The sequence below is a fragment of the Luteolibacter sp. Y139 genome (genome assembly GCF_038066715.1).
Lineage (GTDB): Bacteria > Verrucomicrobiota > Verrucomicrobiia > Verrucomicrobiales > Akkermansiaceae > Haloferula > Haloferula soli.
In genome coordinates this window covers 137,319-153,660 of sequence record NZ_JBBUKT010000006.1, presented here as the reverse complement: position 1 = coordinate 153,660, position 16,342 = coordinate 137,319, and the positions used below count along the sequence as shown (strand labels likewise).

The window sequence follows — 16,342 nt, the reverse complement described above, 5'->3', positions numbered from 1 at the left end:
AGATCGATGATCCCTTGAGCCTCCTCGACCGATGGGAGACACGGCTAGTTCCTCCCCGCACCCGCCGCCACAATCCTGCTCAGCTTGAAGTTACCGCCCTTCGATTCCGAGTAATACGTCTGCGTCAGATACAGCGCCCCATCCGGCCCGAAGGTCGCATGCACCGTCTGATGTTCTGCGAGGAAAGCCTTCCCATCATCCGACGGGATCGCAGCCATCTCCGCCAGATCCTTCCCGGCGAGCTTCCAGCGCATCAGATCCTTGGTGAACCAGTTCTGCGCATAGAGCACCGGCCCATCGGGAGCGAACGGCCCCTTGGGTGCGATGGCGATGGACGTCATGCAGGGCTTGGTCGTGTAGAGCACGCTCGTGTGCGGGTCCTCCGGCTTCAGCAGCCCCTTGTCGCCGTCCGTTCCCCAGCCGCCATCTCCGCCGCGCTGCACCCGGGCAATGCGGTCCGTGCCATCGCCATTCTCGGAAACATACACGGCATCCGCCGGTCGACCCGGGACGAAAGCAAAGCGGAAAGGATTCCGAAAGCCCTTCGCCCACACCCGCGAACGGATCGAGTCCGGCTTCCCATCATAGAAAGGATTGTCCTTCAGCCCCTTGCCATTCGAGGTGTCGAGCCGTAGCAGCTTCCCGTTGTAGTAATCCAAATCCGGCGAGAGCTCGCGCTTCGTATCGTCACCCAGAATGAGGAAGATCGCCTTCGGATCGGACGGATGGAAATGAATGTCCCCCGCCTTGTGGTTGGTCATCGTGCGCGGCAGCCCGTCTAACAAAACCAGCTCCTGCCCGGGCACCGCCGCCTTGAAGTCCTTGTCCGCCGTCAGCCGCACCAGGCGCTGCTCGGCCTGAGCGGTGTAAAAGACGTAAAGATAGTGGTTCTTCGCAAACCCCGGATCGAGCGCGATTCCGAGCAAGCCGCTTTCCCCTTCCGGATTCACCTGCTCATGGAAGTCCGCGAACACCTCCGGCTTCTCGAAGTCTCCCTTCCCCTTCGGCTGGAAGACCAGCACGCGACCCCACTTCTCGCAGACAAACAAGCGGCCCTCGCTGTCGAAATCCATCGCCGTCATCCCGTTTCCCGAATGGATCTCCTCATATTTGAAGCCGGGAAGCACCGGCTTCTTGTCATCCCCGGCCCGGACGGACAGAGGCAGCGAAAGGAGGGCAAGGGCGAACGGGAGCAAAGAGCGTTTCATCAGGCGCTGGGTTTTCGTCCCCGGAGAAGACGATCCTCCGGGAGCAAATGTTGCATGAATTTGCATTACCGGAATCCATCCCTCCCGGCAACCCTTTCCGAGCGCCCGGCACCTACTTGATGATCACCTCGCCGCGAGTCTCGCTGTAGATGTAGATCACTTCCCCGCTGCGTTCCTCGCGCTTCTCCCAGCAGTGCCAACCGTATTCGTCATTCCAGTGGAAGTCGTAGGTCTGGACGCGGCGGACCCTCCTGCCTCCTTCCTGGACCGGATGGATCGCCATCACCCGGCGGACATTCTTCTCCTCCAGACCACTCGTGACCTTGGTGCCCTCGGTGATCAGCACAATCTCGATCCGCTCCTGATGGTCCTCGATCAACAGGTTGATCAGCTTTACCGCCGATTCCTTGGTCAACTCGTGGGTCGGTTCACCCGCCCAGCACACACCGGCCGCCAGCACGACGGCCCCGACAATCGAACGCAGGGAGTTCATCGTGACTGGGACTTGCAAACCCCGGCGTCTATTCAAAGCGATTTTTGTAACGAGGCTCCTTCCCTTCACTCGGCATTTGCACGCCCGCTTCGCCGCGGCTAGGACCCGCTCATGACCGACGACGCCTACCTGAACCGCTTCTCCGGCATCGGCCGGCTCTACGGAGTGGCCGGCTTGGAAAAGTTCCGCCGTGCCCACGTCGCGGTGGTCGGGATCGGCGGCGTCGGCTGCTGGGCCGCGGAGTGTCTGGCCCGCTCCGGCATCGGCAAGCTCACCCTCATCGACGCCGATGACCTGTGCGTCACCAATACCAACCGCCAGATCCATGCCCTCGACGGCACCTACGGGAAGCCGAAGGTCGGCGTCATGGCGCACCGGCTGCGGGCGATCCAGCCCGAGATCGAAGTGATCGAGCGCCACGAATTCCTTTCCGACCGCAATGTCGACGAATTCCTCGACGGAGGCTTCGACGCCGTGATCGATGCCATCGACGCCGTCCGCGCCAAGTGCGTGCTGCTCGCCAAGTGCCGCGAGCGCCACGTGCCGGTCATCGCCTGCGGCGGAGCCGGTGGCCGGCGCGATCCCTCGCAGATCCGCGTCACCGATCTCGCCCGCACTCGCGACGACGCCCTTCTCATGTCCGTCCGCAAGCGCCTGCGAGATGAACACGGCTTTCCCAAAGCCCGCGCTGGCGAGAAGATCCGCAAGTTCAAGATCGAAGCCGTCTACTCCGAGGAACCCCCGCTCTTCCCCACCTGCGACGGCGGCGTGAGCCATGAGCGCCCCGAGGACTTGCCCGGCGGCCTGCGCTGCGACGCCGGCTACGGCACCGCCACTCACATCACCGCTGTCTTCGGAATGATCGCTGCGGGACGAGTGCTTGAGATGCTGTTAGGCGAAAGCCAATAAGATCTCCGCGGATTAGCGAGCGCGGGCGGCAAAGAAAACAAAGACGACAAATCCGACGAGCACCAGCACCGCCACGAGGATGAAGATCCAGAACCAGCGCGGCGTCCGGTAGCGCATGTCCGGCGTCACCGCCACGATCTCGCGGTACTCCGCCGACAGGACCTTCGAGCCCTTCGGACTGAAGAGCAGGTAGAGGATATACAGCCCGACGATGGTGCCGATCGGCACCGAGGTCATTGAGACCGCCGCAACGATCGCCGCCGGGATCCGCGCCCAGCCCTGCAACTGCCGCAGACCAATCCCCGCAATGATCTGCAGGGTCCCGAAAGCCACCTCGAACAGCAGGCTCATCGATGACGATGACTCCAGCAAGCCGGCCGCGATCGCTTCGATACCGACAAAGGCAAAGGAACCCAACAGCAGCACCCCACCCAGAAGCCCCAGAAACCCGACCGCCTTGAGCGAGGCCTCGTGTTTCATGTGCTCCTCGCGCACCTCCCGGACCTGCAATGCAGGCGGCGCGACGACCTCGGTTGCCGCCGGGGTCTGGTAGGGATTTTCGGTGGACATAATGCGATCAGACCGAGGCCGTTGGCATTCGGCGGCGTCCGATGGACTTCGACTTGCAGATTCCGGGAACAATCCAACCCGCGCTCCATTTAACCTGCGAGCCAAATCCTTGCCGCGGTCGACCTTCACGGACGTTCGTTGACCTCAACGATCCCGGCCATGTGACGTCTTCCAAGGGAATGGGCGGTTCCACCGTTTCCTCAGGGCGCCCGCTCAGCGCGGCCTGTTGTTCAATAGTCCCTCCTCACGAAGATCCACCCAGCTAGGCCGAGGACAACGATTTCAAAAGCCGCCGAGGTGCCGAAAACATACCACGCGGAGTGACGATCCTCCATCCGTCGCATTGCCCCGGTCATCTTCGGATCCGGCATTTGCCCGCTGAGCAGCATGTCAAAGGTCACGCCGGAAAGCAGCGAGTCCCGCTCGGGGAAGCGAATCAGGCGCTTCAGATAGAGCGTGCAGTCGCGGGTCTTCGGCAGAGGCGCGGTCACCGTCTTGGCGGTCTCGTGAGCCGTGAGCATGACGTTGTTCTTCTCCACGTCCGCGTTGCCGGTCGTCATTTCTCCGGTTTTGAAATCCACTTTCATGCCCGACTCGGGGAGCAGGTAGGCAGTCTTGTAGAAGAAGCTCTCCGTCCACTGCGCCAGCAAGCTGACGCCCCAGACCAGACCCGCCGACAACAACGCGGCGAGCGTGGATTTCGTCCAGATGCCGACCCACACCGCGACCACGTAAATCAAACTGAAGACGAAGGTGACCACCGGCACCGCCCAGAAGAGCGTGAAGTTCCACTCACCGAGCCGCAGGCCGATCGAGAGGAAAACGATCAGCGTGAATAACGCGACCTGAAGCGCCACAAATAGCAGGCCGCCAAGGTACTTCAGGAGAAACAACCGGATCCGGCCGACCGGCTTCGACACCGAGATGCCGATGGAACCTTCCGCCAGGAACTCCGGAAAAATGTTCGCGGTGGATAGCAGCGCGAGAGCGATGGCGAACCACGCCAGCCAGAAGCGGGCGATGATGTCCGTGAAGAGCATCGTGTAGAATGCCGCCGCCTCGGGCTTGCCCTTCTGCATGAACTCACTGTCGACCTGCTTCCATCCGAAGCCCACCGACATGCCCGTCTCATTGAAGCCGATCGACGCATACAACAGCGCCACGAACATCGAGATCCCAAGCGCCACCCAGAACAGCCGGCGCGCACGCAACAACTGGAAGGAATCCCACAGGATCGCGAGTGCAGCTCTCATGCGGCCTCCTTTCCAGCCTGCACGGCTTGCAGGAAGATATCCTCCAGCGAGAGCTTCGCCTCGCGGATCTCACGGATCGCGATGCCGGCTCCGCGTAGCAAGTCGATCACCGGCTGCACTGGCACAGCATCGTCGGACTGGATCGTGATCAGGTCGCCCTTCACCTCCAGCCCCTCGCGTTCAAGTCCTTCACGAATGGCGGGAGGCACGGGACCCACGGTGCGGACCTGAAAGCTCCGGCCGCGGCGGGTGAGCTGCGCCACCGTGCCGCTTTCGATGATCCGGCCCTTGGAAAGGATCACCACGTGATCGGCGACCTGCTCGACCTCGCCCAGCAGGTGGCTGTTGACGAAAACCGTGCGTCCATCCGCACGCATGCCTTCGATCATCTTTCGGATCTCGATGCGCCCCTCGGGATCAACGCCGTCGGTCGGCTCGTCGAGAAAGACGATGTCGGGTTCATTCACCAGGGCTTGGGCAAGACCCACGCGTTGGCGCATGCCCTTCGAATAGGTGCCCAGCTTCTTGTCGCCCCATGCGGCCATGCCGACCCGCTCTAACAAACGCGAAGTGCGCTCGCGCGTGGTGCTCTTCGGCACACCGGCAAGTCCCGCCGAATAGCCGATGACCTCGCGGCCCGTCAGGTAGTCGGGAAAGCGCGCGTGCTCCGGCAGATAGCCGACGCGGCGCAGGGTTCCGCGGTGGCCGATCGGCTCGCCCAGCATCCGCCCGCGGCACTCGCTGGGACGAACAATGGTTAGCAGCGATTTCACCAGCGTGCTTTTGCCAGCGCCATTCGGCCCCAGCAGTCCGAAAACACTGCCCCGTGGGACATTGAGCGAAACGCCAGCCAGGGCTTCAAAGCCGCCGTAGCGCTTGCGCAGGTATTCGATCTCGACCGCGGGTCCATCCATGGTGCCGCGAGTTGACGCTTCGTGTGGACCTTTGCCAAGTGGGAAACCGGCGAGGAAATAGACTGGCCACCCAAGGCTGCTAAACTCGCCCCGGAATGGACGTCGCCACGAATCTGATCTCCCCGAGGTCGAGCGATGCCAAACAAATCGTCCCACCTGACGGATGCCGCAGCGTACTTTCGCCTTGAATCAAGGAGGCTTCCGCCGCATCCGTTGGGGGACTTTCGAACATCGGCAGAAATAGAGATGCGTCAACTACTCACCAGAAATCGCCGGCCCGTCATTGGCGTGGTGTTGGTCGCGTGCTTCATCGCCGTCGTCTGGTGCATGGACCCGTTTGTTCTGATGATGCTTGGCGCCCTGGTCGCGTGGATAGGAATACCCGCGTTACTTGTCGCTGGAATTCTCTGGTTGTTTGCCTTCCACTACGGGCGCTCAAACCGCCCCGCATGGACGATTCTTTCGATCGTCGCGGCTCTCGGCTGCTTTGTCATACTCGCCATCCCAGCAAATCGCTTTGTACAGCAGCGCGCAGTCGTGGCAGCCAAGGATTATCCATCGCGTGTCGCGCCGATGCTGGAGGCTTACCGCAGGACCCACGGAGCTTACCCGACGAACCTCGCACAGCTTCCGGCCAAGCCAACTCTTCCACGTCTTCTTCGTAGCCCTTTCGGTTATCGTTCAGATGGGAGCAGCTACTCGTTCTCGTTCCCCCAGCCAGGCGGATTAATCGACTCCTGGGAATACTCCAGTGAGACAGATACATGGCATCTATCCACATGAAGTCCGAAAACAAAAAACCGGACACGTCGTGGGTGGCAAGGGCGGACAAGCGCTCTCGTTCGCATCGCTCTGTCAGCCCTGCGCCGCCGTGCCACCACATCTATCGTTCGTCAGAAAAACAAGAATGAGCCCAAAGGTTATCGGTGCCATTTCCGGGGCGATCCTAACGCCATTTACGATGCTATTTGCCATCGTCTCTGCAGGAGCTGGACATGGAGACTACATTCTTGCGCGTATACTTTATCCGTCTTCATGCCTCATTCTCGACTCGAATGTGCCCGACTCCTTCAGAGTTCCTTCTATTTGTGGTCTTGCTTGCATACAGTTACCAATCTACGGCTGGGTTTTAGGGAATGCTCTTGAGAAGAAGCAATTGCCGCTGACCATGGGTCTTATGATCGGCATTCACTCCATCGTAGCTGCATTAACCTTCAGATGAAAAATGCCGAACAAGTGCTGATGGGGTCAGTCTTTTTGCGGGAGCTGAACCCATTCACACTGGCGCTTGATTGGTCTTGCGATCAAGCGTCGCCCTCAACGCTGCCGCACTCCCCAAGAGCAAGAGTCGCAAATCATCACGCGCCAGGATCGCCGTTTCATCGATCTGGTTCGTTTCCAGCGGCAGCAAGGCGGTCGCGTCTTCGATAACCTCCGCCGACATCGTCCGGAGAACTTCACGAAGGGACTCAAGCGCCCAACTCGATCCGTGCGCCCGATGAAGGATAACCACCGGCTTGCCGATGAACGCCGGGTCGCTCACCAACCAATCGAGGGCATTCTTAAACGCGCCCGGCAACGCGTGCACATACTCGGGCGTGGAAATCACCAACGCATCCGCTCCTGCAACCGCATCGCGCAACCCGGCAACTTCACTCGGCACCGGCTTTCCCTCGCCATCGAGATCCGGATTGAAATGCGGCAGCTCGCCGATGCCCGCGTAGTGCGTGAAAGCCATGTCAGGCGCCGCCCGTTCATAGGCCAACAGCATGGCGCGATTGGAAGAGCGCGCTCGCAAGCTTCCACAGAGGGTCAGCACTCGCAGGGTCATGGTGGCAGGGCGATTGAGCCCATCCGGCAGCGGGATGGAAGCCCGGATTCGAATTCTCGGCAGGATGCCACCGGCTCCCCCCGGAGGAAAAGACTCGCCGCCCCGCAGCACATGCGATGATCTAACGGCAGCGCCCGCCCGTCATGCGTCGTTTCCTCCTCCTCGCCCTGCTCGGTCTCCCCTCCTGCACCCTCTTCCACCCGGCCCCGCCGCCGAAGGCATCACATGTGATGTACGAGTGGGACGATGACAAGGGGCCCGGAGACATCTCGGTGGAAATAGACCTCTCGTCCCAGATCGCCACCTACAAGCGTGGCGGCCGGACCATCGGCTGGTCCTTCGTCTCCACCGGCAAGGAAGGCCACTCGACCACCCCAGGAAACTACAGGGTCTCCGAGATGATGGAGGTGAAGCTCTCGAATCTCTACGGCTGGATCACCGATCCCGCCGGCAATGTCAGCAATGGCGACGCCCAGCCGACCACGCCCGTGCCCGAGGGCCATACTTACCATCCCTCGCCCATGCATTACTGGATGCGGCTCACGTCCTACGGTGTCGGCATGCATGCCGGTGAAATCCCCCGCCCCGGCGAAGCGGCATCGCACGGCTGCATCCGCTTGCCGAAGGACTTCGTCCCGACGCTCTATCAGGTCGTGAAAGTCGGCACCCCGGTAAAGGTCATCAAGACCGGCGTTCCAAAGGCCGAGCTGCCTCCGCGTCCTGTGGCCTCAGGCAGTTCTCCGGAACACGCGCCAAGCCATCCCCGCAGCGATCAGCGCGACCAGGCAAGCACCGTAGAACGGCAAGCCCGGCAAGTGCAGTGACCGCTCCGGCGCGATCGCCCACGAGAACATCGCTGTCCACAGGATCGGCGCGATGATCCCCGCCACGCTGGTGATGCTATTGAGCGCACCTTGCACCGCACCCTGCTCATCAGCAGGCACTGCTTGCGAAATCATCGATTGCGTCGCGGCGCCGCCAATGCCGGCGACCGCCCCGATGAAGATGATCCCATAAACCATCCACCCTTGGGTCGCGGTGCCATAGCAGAACATCGCCAGCGCCATGGCCAGCATGCCGACATAAACACCGCGGCGCTCGCCGATAAGCTTGATCACCTTGCCCGCAAGCCCCGCCTGCACCACCGCCGAGGTTACGCCCACCAAGGCCAGCGACAAGCCCACTTGCTTGCTCTGCCACCCATAGCGCACCCCGGTGTAGAGCACCCACAGGCATGGATAAATATTGCCAGCGAGATTACTCAGGAAATGAGTTCCGGCCAAGCCGAAGACCACCGGCCAGCGACGCAGCGCCGCCAGTGCCTTGACCGGATGCGCGCTCTCCCAATGAAACGGCCGCCGGTTTTCCGGTGCCAACGACTCGGGCAAGACGAACGCACCATAGAGCCAATTCAACAAGGTGATGCCAGCGGAGACCAGGAACGGAACCCGCAACCCATAGTCACCTAACAGCCCGCCGATCGCTGGCCCCGCGATAAAGCCGAGCCCGAAGGCCGCGCCGATCATCCCGAAGCCCGCCGCCCGCTTTTCCGGCGGCGTGACATCGGCAATGTAGGCGCTCGCCGCCGAGAAGTTCGCCGCCGTGATGCCGGAAATGATCCGCGCCCCATACAGCCAGCCCATCGTCGGCGCCCAATAGAGCACTAGGTAATCAAGCCCTGACCCGAGCAACGACAGCAGGATCACCGGCCTCCGCCCGAAGCGGTCCGAGAGACTGCCGAGCACCGGCGAGAAGATGAACTGCATCAGCGCATACAGCGCACCGAGCCAGCCCACCGCATGCGCCGCCGCCGCCACATTGCCACCTTGCAGCTGCTCCACCAGCTTCGGCAGCACCGGCACGATCACGCCGATCCCGAAGATATCCAGGAACAGCGTGATGAAGATGAAAATGATCGCGGGCTTCGGGCGGGCCATGAATAGAGACTATCGGAGCACTCTCAGTGGGGAATCGAATTCACTGGCCCCCTCTGCTTTCAATTCACGCTCACCCGCACCACCGCGGAGAGTCCGGCCCGCAGCAGCGCTTCCGAGCCGCGGATCGATTCGCGGTCGAAGGTGATTTTCACCGGCACGCGCTGGACCACCTTCGTGAAATTGCCCGTCGCATTGTCCGGCGGCAACAGCGCGAACTGCGCACCCGTGGCCGGTGCCAGACCATCGATGGTGCCCTTGAAGTGCTTGCCACCGAGCGCATCGACCGCGATGTCCACCGCTTGGCCCTCTTTCATGTTCTTGAGCTGCGTCTCCTTGAAATTGCCAACAATCCAGTAGTCCTCCTCAACGAGCGCATAGAGCGGCTGGCCCTTTTGCACACGGTTGCCGCTTTCGGCGTTCTTGTTCCCCACGCGACCGGCGGCTGGCGCAGTCACGGTCGTAAGTTCGATCTTGCGGCGAGCTTCTTCGATCGCTGCCTTGCCAGCGGCGATGTCGGCCTGCGCGGAAACAACACGAGCCTCGGCGGATTGGATCGAGGACTGCGCTGCTTCTTTCCCGGCCTGGGCCGCCGCAAGCTTCGCTTCACCAGCCGCCACAATCGCTTCGGCCGCGGCCACATCGCTACGGGACACATCCGACTCGGCCTGTGAGATGGCGTGCATGCTGCCGCGGAGGAGCTTGTCATTGCGCTGGTCGGTGCTCTGCGCGAGGTCGAGCTTCGAGCGGCCCTGCAGCACCTCGGCCTCCGCCATCGAGATATTGGCATCGGCCTGCCGGCTGGAAGCCCGCGCCTCGCTGGCAGCCGCCTGCGCTTGCAGCTCGCCGGCCTTCGCCTGCTCCAGCGCCGCGATCGCCTGCTTCTCGAGGATCTCGTATTCCTTGGGATCGATGCGCGCCAGCACCTGGCCGGACTTCACCTCTTCGTTGTCATCGGCCACGACTTCCAGCAACGGCCCTTCGACCCCCGCGGCGATGCGATGAACGCGACCGGTGATGTAGGCATCGTCAGTCTTCTCGGTCGAGAAAGCGAGCTGGGCGGTGTGAACGGACCAGGCAAGGCCGCAGCCTAACAGGGCAAGGACGCCCACCGTGAGCAAGGGCCTGCGTTTCTTCCGCGTCGCGGGATAAGCGACCGCGTCTTCGGGATGGATGGATTCGGACATGTCAGATGTGTTTTGAAATTTCAGTGGGCGGCAGCGGCGGCTTCCTTTGCATCGCCACCAGCCTTCTTGCCGCCTAACAGGAGAATGATTGGCAGGGACACGATGAAGAGCGCGCCCACGCCGATGAAGAGATCGCTGAAGGATACCAGCATTGCCTGGCCGGAGACCACGCGGTCGATCAGCTTCATCGCCTGATCGTGCGCCGCCGTGGCATCCATTCCCTGCGCGGAGAAATGGCTGGTAAGCGCCTGCAGACGATCGACGAAAGCCGGCCGGAATTCCGAGATCCGCTCCACCAGCACCGCACGATGCCCCGCTTCCTGGCGAGCCAGCAGTGTCGTGATCAGCGCCACGCCGATGCTGCTGCCGAGCTGCCGCGTAAGGCTATAGAGCCCCGAACCCGCAGCGATGTCCTTTTTCGCCAAGGGTCCCAGCGTGGCCATGCTCAGCGGCATGAAGATCAGCACGCTGCCCATGCCCCGGATCACCAGCGGCCAGAAGATCTGGGCCGCACCGGTGGAGGGATTGATGTCATGCAGCATGAAGCCAGTCATACTAGTCAGCAGCGCACCAATGGTGATCAGGATCCGCGGAGAGACCTTTCCGCCGATGCGGCCGAACAGCATCATCGTCGCCGCCGAAACCAGCGCGCCCGGCACCAGCAGCATCCCGCTTTGCAAGGCCGTGTAGTGCAGGTAATCCTGCACGAAAATCGGCACCGCGAACATGATCCCGTAGATGCCGATACCCAACAGCGCCGAGTAAATCGTGCCGCCAACCATCGAACGATAGCGCAGCACCCGCAGGTCCACCGCCGGATGCGGCGTCACCAGCTCGCGCCACACGAAAAGGGCAATGCCGATCACGCTGGCAATCGCCGTGGCCACGATCAGTCCGGACGCGAACCAATCCTCCTGCTGCCCTTCCTCCAGCATGATCTGGAAGCTCGCGAGCCCCACCGCAAGCAAGCCGATCCCCCACCAGTCGACGCTACCGCCGCGCTTCAGTTTCTTCTCATCGTCGGCCGGCATGAAGATCCACGCCATCAGCACCGCGAGGATGCCAATCGGCAGATTGATGAAGAAGATCCAGCGCCAACCCATGTTATCCGTGAGCCAACCGCCTAGCACCGGGCCGATGGCAGGGCCCACGATGATGCCCATACCGAAGATCGATTGCGCCAGCGCGCGCTCCTTGTCCGAGAATGCCTCGAACACGATCGACTGTGCCTTGGCTAACAAACCGCCACCGGCAAGCCCCTGCAGCACCCGGGCAAAGATCAGCACACCGAGATTCGGCGCCATACCGCACAGCAGCGAGGCCAGCGTGAAGCCGATCAGCGAGAAGATGAAATAGTTCTTCTTCCCGAAGCGGAAACCCAGCCACGCCGACAGCGGAATGATCACCACGTTCGCGCAGGCATAGCCGGTGGAAACCCACCCTGCCTCCGCCAAGCTCGCGCCGAGATTTCCGCGGATGTCCACAAGCGCCACATTGGTGATGACCGTGTCGATCACCTCCAGGATCGCGCCAAGCGATGCCGTCAGCGAGATCGCCCACTTCAGCACACCCTTGTCCAGCAGCCGCGCCGCGAGCGGCGAAAGCAAGGAAGGGTCCGAACCATAAAGAGCCGCAGGCGCGCTCATGGACGACGCCTCCTTTTCTCCGGCTCTGCCGCGATGCCCCGCGCGAGCGTCTCCACACAAGCCTTCAAATACGTCTCCGGCGGATAGTCCGTCGCCTTCATCGTACCGCAGCGCAGCGCCCCAACGAAGGTCATCGCGATCAATTGATCGACGACAATGACCGGGGTCACGTCATCACGGATCAAGCCAAGTTCCTTCGCCTCGGTCAGCCGGTTCGCGAGTTCCCGCTTCCACGGCTGGAAGATCTCCTTGAGCACCTCCGACTCCTTTTCGCCGAGATTATGCACGTCGCCGACGAGCACCCGGATCAATGCGATGTTCCGCCGCTTCCGCTCGAAATCGGCCGCCGCGAAATCCATCAGCACCTCTTCCACGGTCGCCCCGGTGAGGACGGAAAGTCCCTTCAACTGGACCTCATTCGAAGGAAAGAAGGCGCGCTTCAGCACCTCGGCAAGCAGCCCCTGCTTGCTCTGGAAATTGCGGAACAAGGTGACCTCGTTCACCCCCGCCTCCTTGGCGATCTCCCGCGTCGTGGCACCACTGATGCCGACCCGCGCGAAGACGAGGACCGCAGCATCAAGCAAGCGCTCTGCGGCGGGAGAAAGCGGGGTAATTTCAGTGTTGGCGGGGTGCATGCAAGTGATTACTTGCATCCATCAACCCGACCGACGCCGTTTGCAATCGGAAATCTTCGGAAGAGTAAAATTACGGAGCTTACGAGCCCGGCGTCACCGTCTTCAGAAGGCCCGCGTCGAGGTACTGCCCGCCGCCGTTCTGGTGGCAATGCACGGCCATCACATTCCGACCCGCCTTCAGGGAAACACCCGCAAGCGGTTCATCCACATAGGATTGAGTCCAGCCCGTCCGACGGTAAACCTCGTTGCCATTGAGGTAAACCTCCACGTCTTCATCGTGGTGCAGCCTCAGGATCAGATTGCCAGCAGCTGCCGCGACTTCCGGAGCCACATCGAACTCCCGCCGCACCCACAAGTCCCCGCTCCGCCACGTGGTACGAATGTTGCCGCCCGGAGTGCCAGCAGTGCCGAAACCGCCCGGCGCGAGATTCCACCCGCTGGCATCGAAGTCGCCGAATTGCCAACCCTCCGACGGCGGCGCTTCGGTGAAACGCCAGCTCACCGGCGTCCGCTCCGAGGTCTCCGCAATCACCCGCGTCTCGACTGGCCGGGTATCCACGGCCTCCAGCTTCAGCCGCTGGATCATGCCGTCATTGAAACCGACCACCTGCAACTCCCCGTCTCCATCCCGCGTGATCGCCGTCACCCGGCTCGGCGCACGGGCGATCTCAACCACCTGGCCGAGCTTGCGATCCTGCTGCGTCAGCGCCCACACCCGACGGCTCTCATGATCAGCAAAAATGTACCAGCCCTCCATCTGCGGCGCCTTCTTCCCTCGATACACCTCACCTCCCGTCACCGAGACGCCGTGGCGATGCGAATAGCTCATCACCGGCGGCACATAAACTTCCCCCGTCCGGCGGAAGCGCTCGGAGAAGGGATGATGCCCCTCATACACGTTCCAGCCATGGTTTTCACCACGGCGAACGATGCCCACCTCCTCGATCCGATCCTGGCCGACATCGCCCACCCACAAATCCTTCGTCAACGGATCCCAGCTCATGCGATACGGCTCGCGGAAACCGCTTGCCCAGATCTCCGGCCGCACTCCCTCGACTCCGCGAAACGGATTATCCTGCGGAATCGCATAGCCGAGATCGCCCTCGGTCCGATCAATATCGATCCGCATCAGCTTCCCTAACAGCATGCTCATGTCCTGCCCGTGACCCTGTGGATCGCGCTGCGGACCGGTATCGCCCATGCCAAAATAAAGGAAGCCATCCGGCCCGAAGCCAATCGAGCCACCATTATGATCCTGCGTCACCGAACGGATCTTGATGATCTGCCGCGGTGCCTCGCCGCTGTCCTCGATCGCATCCGGCTTCATCTTCCGCTCATCGATCACCGTGGAAATCACGCCGTTCTCCACCACCTGATACTTCAACACGTAGCGGCGGTTCTTCTCAAAGTCGGGATGGAAACCCATCCCTAACAGACCCGTTGCACCACCACGCCGGACGATGCTGCTGATGTCGAGAAACAGCCGGCGTTGTTCCTTGCCGTCGCGTTGCTCTACGAACCACATCTTCCCCGCGTGCTCGAGCACCAGCGCAGCCTTCGTCGCCTGCCCCGGAATCCAGCCGAGCCAAGTCGGATGATCGAATGGGCCGAACAAGGGCTCGAAGCTCGCCTGCCCCACCGCCAAGGGAATGCGCTCCGGGCTTCCCGGCAACTCGCCCGGCGATGCGGCGCGCAGACTCTGCAGGTAGCTGATCAAATCGGTGAAGCCGTCGACGCCCATCGTCATGCACAGGCCGGGCGGCATCAGCGTCACGTCGTCATTCTTGCGCGAAACGATGTCCGCCGTGGCGATGCGCGTCACGCGACCATCCACGCCCATCAGGTCCGTCGCCTCGGGCGTAGCGGACTTGACCACGCCGCTGAGAGTTTGGCCCTGCTTCGTCCCCAGCGTGGTAGTGCCGTAGCCCACCGCCACGGTCGCTCCCGGATCCAGCACCGCGCGGATCAAGTCGCGCCGCTCGAACTTGTCGCCAATCGCCCCGAGGTCCGGTCCGATCTTGGAAGAACTGCCATCGACGCTATGGCAGGTCGAACACAGGGACGTCGCGGCATTGAACACCTCGCGTCCCCGGCCAGCGTCACCGCCACGCTCCATCGCCTGGCGCTCGAATGTCGCCAAATCGGGCGTCTGAGCCCCTGCGATCGCCACCGTGAGCACCCCAGCCGCCAAAACAAACCCGTTCTGCATTTCAAAAACAGAGCATTTCGTCCTACCGGCGGCAAGCGCCATGTCCCGGCGGAGCGGGCTTGCTCACACAGTCCCTTCGGGCATCGTGAAAGCGCATGTTCCCCCGCCTTTTGCTTCTATTTCTGCTCGCGTTTACCCGGCTGGCCACCGCCGAAGAGGAGAAGCCCGCCCCCATCGCCCTCCAACCTCTGGGCGGAGTGAAAGCCGAGCGGATCGAAGTCGTGAAGCGTGGCCTGGAAGAAGCCTTCGGCGTGAAGGTCATCCTGTTGGGGAATCGTCCCCTCCCCAAGTCCGCATGGTATGCTCCTCGCAGCCGCTACCGTGCGGACAATCTGTTAGATCACCTGAAGGAGATCGCTCCCGCCAAGCATCCGGTAGTCATCGGCATCACCGAAAAGGACATCTCCACTACCAAGGACGAGCACGTCGACTGGGGCATCTTCGGCCTCGGCGAAATCGACGGCCACGCATGCGTCGTCTCCACCTTCCGCCTCGGTGCCCGCGGCGCCGATGAAAAGAAACTCCGCGACCGCCTTCGGAAAGTGGCCATCCACGAAGTCGGCCACGTCACCGGCTTGCCCCACTGCGAAGCTGCCGGCTGCGTGATGCGCGACGCCGAGGCCAGCATCGAAACCGTCGACAAGGAAAGCGGAGCCTTCTGCGAGCCCTGCAAGGCAACGAGCCTGAAGTGGCTCGAAGCCAAGTCGAAGTGAGGTCCCTTGCCTCACTAGTCTTCCAACTGCTTCAGCTCGATATTCCGAAACCACACGCCCTGCCCCTCCGCCTGGAGCGCGATGTGCCCGGAGGAAATCATCGTGGGAGCACCGGCATCCACCAGCGGTTGGGCCGGGGAAATCTTGCAGACCGGATCGAGCTGCGGCTTCTGATAGCGCAGCACTTCCTGCCCGTTCACGCGGTGGATGACCTCGTCATTGCCATGCACCTCCACCTCGATCTTCACCCACTCGCCCGCGGGGAACGTCGGCGCGGATGACTCGACGATGTGCTGCGTAACCTTCTTCCCATCGAGTTCCAGGTGCGTCCCCGGGGTGCAGACATTGGCGGTCGAGCGCTTGCCCTTGCCCTCGTCGGCGAGGAATTGGACCTCCATGCTGATCGGGAAACCTTGGTTCAGCCCCATGCTCTGCGGCGGCTGCGCGTGGATCATCACGCCGCTGTTGAGGTTCACGTAGCTCGGCGCATCCGCCATCATCTTGCCCTCGAAACGGTATTCCATCCGCAGGATGTAGTGCGAGTAGGCGAGGTTCGAAAACAGGTGGCCATACTGGCTATCGAACTTCCCATACTTATCGTAGCTCACCTTGATCATGCCATCCTCGACGCGGAAGGTGTCGTGGGCATTGTCACCGAGCGGGTGCCCCGAAATCTTCGGCGTCCAGCCCGAGAGATCCTTGCCATTGAACAAGGTCACCCACGGGTGGTCGGCGGCGCGAAGCGACGGCAGCAGAGCGAGGACCGCGAACAAGAATGCTTTCATGATGGGGAAGATGGTGGCTGTTCGTGGCGGCGTGGCAATTCAATCCGTACCACCC

17 protein-coding genes are annotated in these 16,342 nt (G+C 62.0%); 5 read left to right on the top strand and 12 right to left on the bottom strand.

Annotated elements, in window-relative coordinates; translation table 11 throughout:
- Positions 1–44: 44 nt before the first annotated feature.
- Together WKV53_RS16240 and WKV53_RS16235 are read right to left on the bottom strand one after the other, a co-directional pair.
- A complete protein-coding gene (locus WKV53_RS16240) occupies positions 45–1,208 on the bottom strand; it encodes a PQQ-dependent sugar dehydrogenase (RefSeq protein WP_341405826.1) in 1,164 nt (387 codons plus the stop codon).
- Between the two features lie 112 nt (positions 1,209–1,320).
- Positions 1,321–1,701 carry a hypothetical protein gene (locus tag WKV53_RS16235; RefSeq protein WP_341405825.1) on the bottom strand — a complete coding sequence of 127 codons (381 nt, stop codon included), beginning with the start codon at positions 1,699–1,701 and terminating at the stop codon, positions 1,321–1,323.
- Between the two features lie 111 nt (positions 1,702–1,812).
- On the opposite strand from WKV53_RS16235, the gene WKV53_RS16230 reads away from it, so the two are divergent.
- Positions 1,813–2,610: a tRNA threonylcarbamoyladenosine dehydratase gene (locus WKV53_RS16230; protein ID WP_341405824.1), complete on the top strand. Its 798-nt coding sequence runs from the start codon at positions 1,813–1,815 to the stop codon at positions 2,608–2,610.
- 12 nt (positions 2,611–2,622) lie between these two features.
- Here the strand turns inward: WKV53_RS16230 and WKV53_RS16225 are convergent, their stop codons facing one another.
- From WKV53_RS16225 to WKV53_RS16215, 3 genes are all read right to left on the bottom strand, one after another.
- Positions 2,623–3,180: a hypothetical protein gene (locus WKV53_RS16225; RefSeq protein ID WP_341405823.1), complete on the bottom strand. Its 558-nt coding sequence runs from the start codon at positions 3,178–3,180 to the stop codon at positions 2,623–2,625.
- A gap of 230 nt (positions 3,181–3,410) precedes the next feature.
- A complete protein-coding gene (locus WKV53_RS16220; protein WP_341405822.1) occupies positions 3,411–4,433 on the bottom strand; it encodes an ABC transporter permease in 1,023 nt (340 codons plus the stop codon).
- Entirely contained in the window at positions 4,430–5,347 is a 918-nt protein-coding gene (locus tag WKV53_RS16215; RefSeq protein ID WP_341405821.1) for an ABC transporter ATP-binding protein, read from the bottom strand. Before WKV53_RS16215 ends, WKV53_RS16220 begins: the two co-directional genes overlap by 4 nt.
- Before the next feature lie 246 nt (positions 5,348–5,593).
- On the opposite strand from WKV53_RS16215, the gene WKV53_RS16210 reads away from it, so the two are divergent.
- Positions 5,594–6,130 (top strand): hypothetical protein, encoded by a 537-nt coding sequence (locus WKV53_RS16210; protein ID WP_341405820.1) that lies wholly within the window; start codon positions 5,594–5,596, stop codon positions 6,128–6,130.
- Between the two features lie 124 nt (positions 6,131–6,254).
- A complete protein-coding gene (locus WKV53_RS16205; RefSeq protein ID WP_341405819.1) occupies positions 6,255–6,569 on the top strand; it encodes a hypothetical protein in 315 nt (104 codons plus the stop codon).
- A gap of 54 nt (positions 6,570–6,623) precedes the next feature.
- On the opposite strand, the gene WKV53_RS16200 is transcribed toward WKV53_RS16205, so the two are convergent.
- Complete coding sequence (locus WKV53_RS16200) at positions 6,624–7,178, bottom strand: NADPH-dependent FMN reductase (protein WP_341405818.1); 555 nt, start codon at positions 7,176–7,178, stop codon at positions 6,624–6,626.
- Positions 7,179–7,321: 143 nt separating this feature from the next.
- On the opposite strand from WKV53_RS16200, the gene WKV53_RS16195 reads away from it, so the two are divergent.
- Positions 7,322–8,002: a L,D-transpeptidase gene (locus WKV53_RS16195; RefSeq protein ID WP_341405817.1), complete on the top strand. Its 681-nt coding sequence runs from the start codon at positions 7,322–7,324 to the stop codon at positions 8,000–8,002.
- Here the strand turns inward: WKV53_RS16195 and WKV53_RS16190 are convergent.
- From WKV53_RS16190 to WKV53_RS16170, 5 genes are all read right to left on the bottom strand, one after another.
- Positions 7,907–9,115: a TCR/Tet family MFS transporter gene (locus tag WKV53_RS16190; protein WP_341405816.1), complete on the bottom strand. Its 1,209-nt coding sequence runs from the start codon at positions 9,113–9,115 to the stop codon at positions 7,907–7,909. The two genes, WKV53_RS16195 and WKV53_RS16190, sit on opposite strands and share 96 nt — an antisense overlap.
- Positions 9,116–9,174: 59 nt before the next feature.
- Positions 9,175–10,299, bottom strand: a complete 1,125-nt coding sequence (locus WKV53_RS16185; protein ID WP_341405815.1) for an HlyD family secretion protein — start codon at positions 10,297–10,299, stop codon at positions 9,175–9,177.
- Positions 10,300–10,319: 20 nt separating this feature from the next.
- Entirely contained in the window at positions 10,320–11,945 is a 1,626-nt protein-coding gene (locus WKV53_RS16180; RefSeq protein WP_341405814.1) for a DHA2 family efflux MFS transporter permease subunit, read from the bottom strand.
- A complete protein-coding gene (locus WKV53_RS16175) occupies positions 11,942–12,580 on the bottom strand; it encodes a TetR/AcrR family transcriptional regulator (RefSeq protein ID WP_341405813.1) in 639 nt (212 codons plus the stop codon). Before WKV53_RS16175 ends, WKV53_RS16180 begins: the two co-directional genes overlap by 4 nt.
- A 79-nt stretch (positions 12,581–12,659) precedes the next feature.
- Positions 12,660–14,789, bottom strand: a complete 2,130-nt coding sequence (locus WKV53_RS16170) for a PQQ-dependent sugar dehydrogenase (RefSeq protein WP_341405812.1) — start codon at positions 14,787–14,789, stop codon at positions 12,660–12,662.
- A 95-nt stretch (positions 14,790–14,884) separates the two neighbouring features.
- On the opposite strand from WKV53_RS16170, the gene WKV53_RS16165 reads away from it, so the two are divergent.
- Positions 14,885–15,502, top strand: coding sequence for a hypothetical protein (locus WKV53_RS16165; RefSeq protein ID WP_341405811.1), 618 nt, complete (start codon positions 14,885–14,887; stop codon positions 15,500–15,502).
- A 14-nt stretch (positions 15,503–15,516) separates the two neighbouring features.
- Here WKV53_RS16165 and WKV53_RS16160 read toward each other — a convergent pair whose 3' ends face one another.
- Positions 15,517–16,287: a 3-keto-disaccharide hydrolase gene (locus tag WKV53_RS16160; RefSeq protein ID WP_341405810.1), complete on the bottom strand. Its 771-nt coding sequence runs from the start codon at positions 16,285–16,287 to the stop codon at positions 15,517–15,519.
- Between the last annotated feature and the right edge of the window lie 55 nt (positions 16,288–16,342).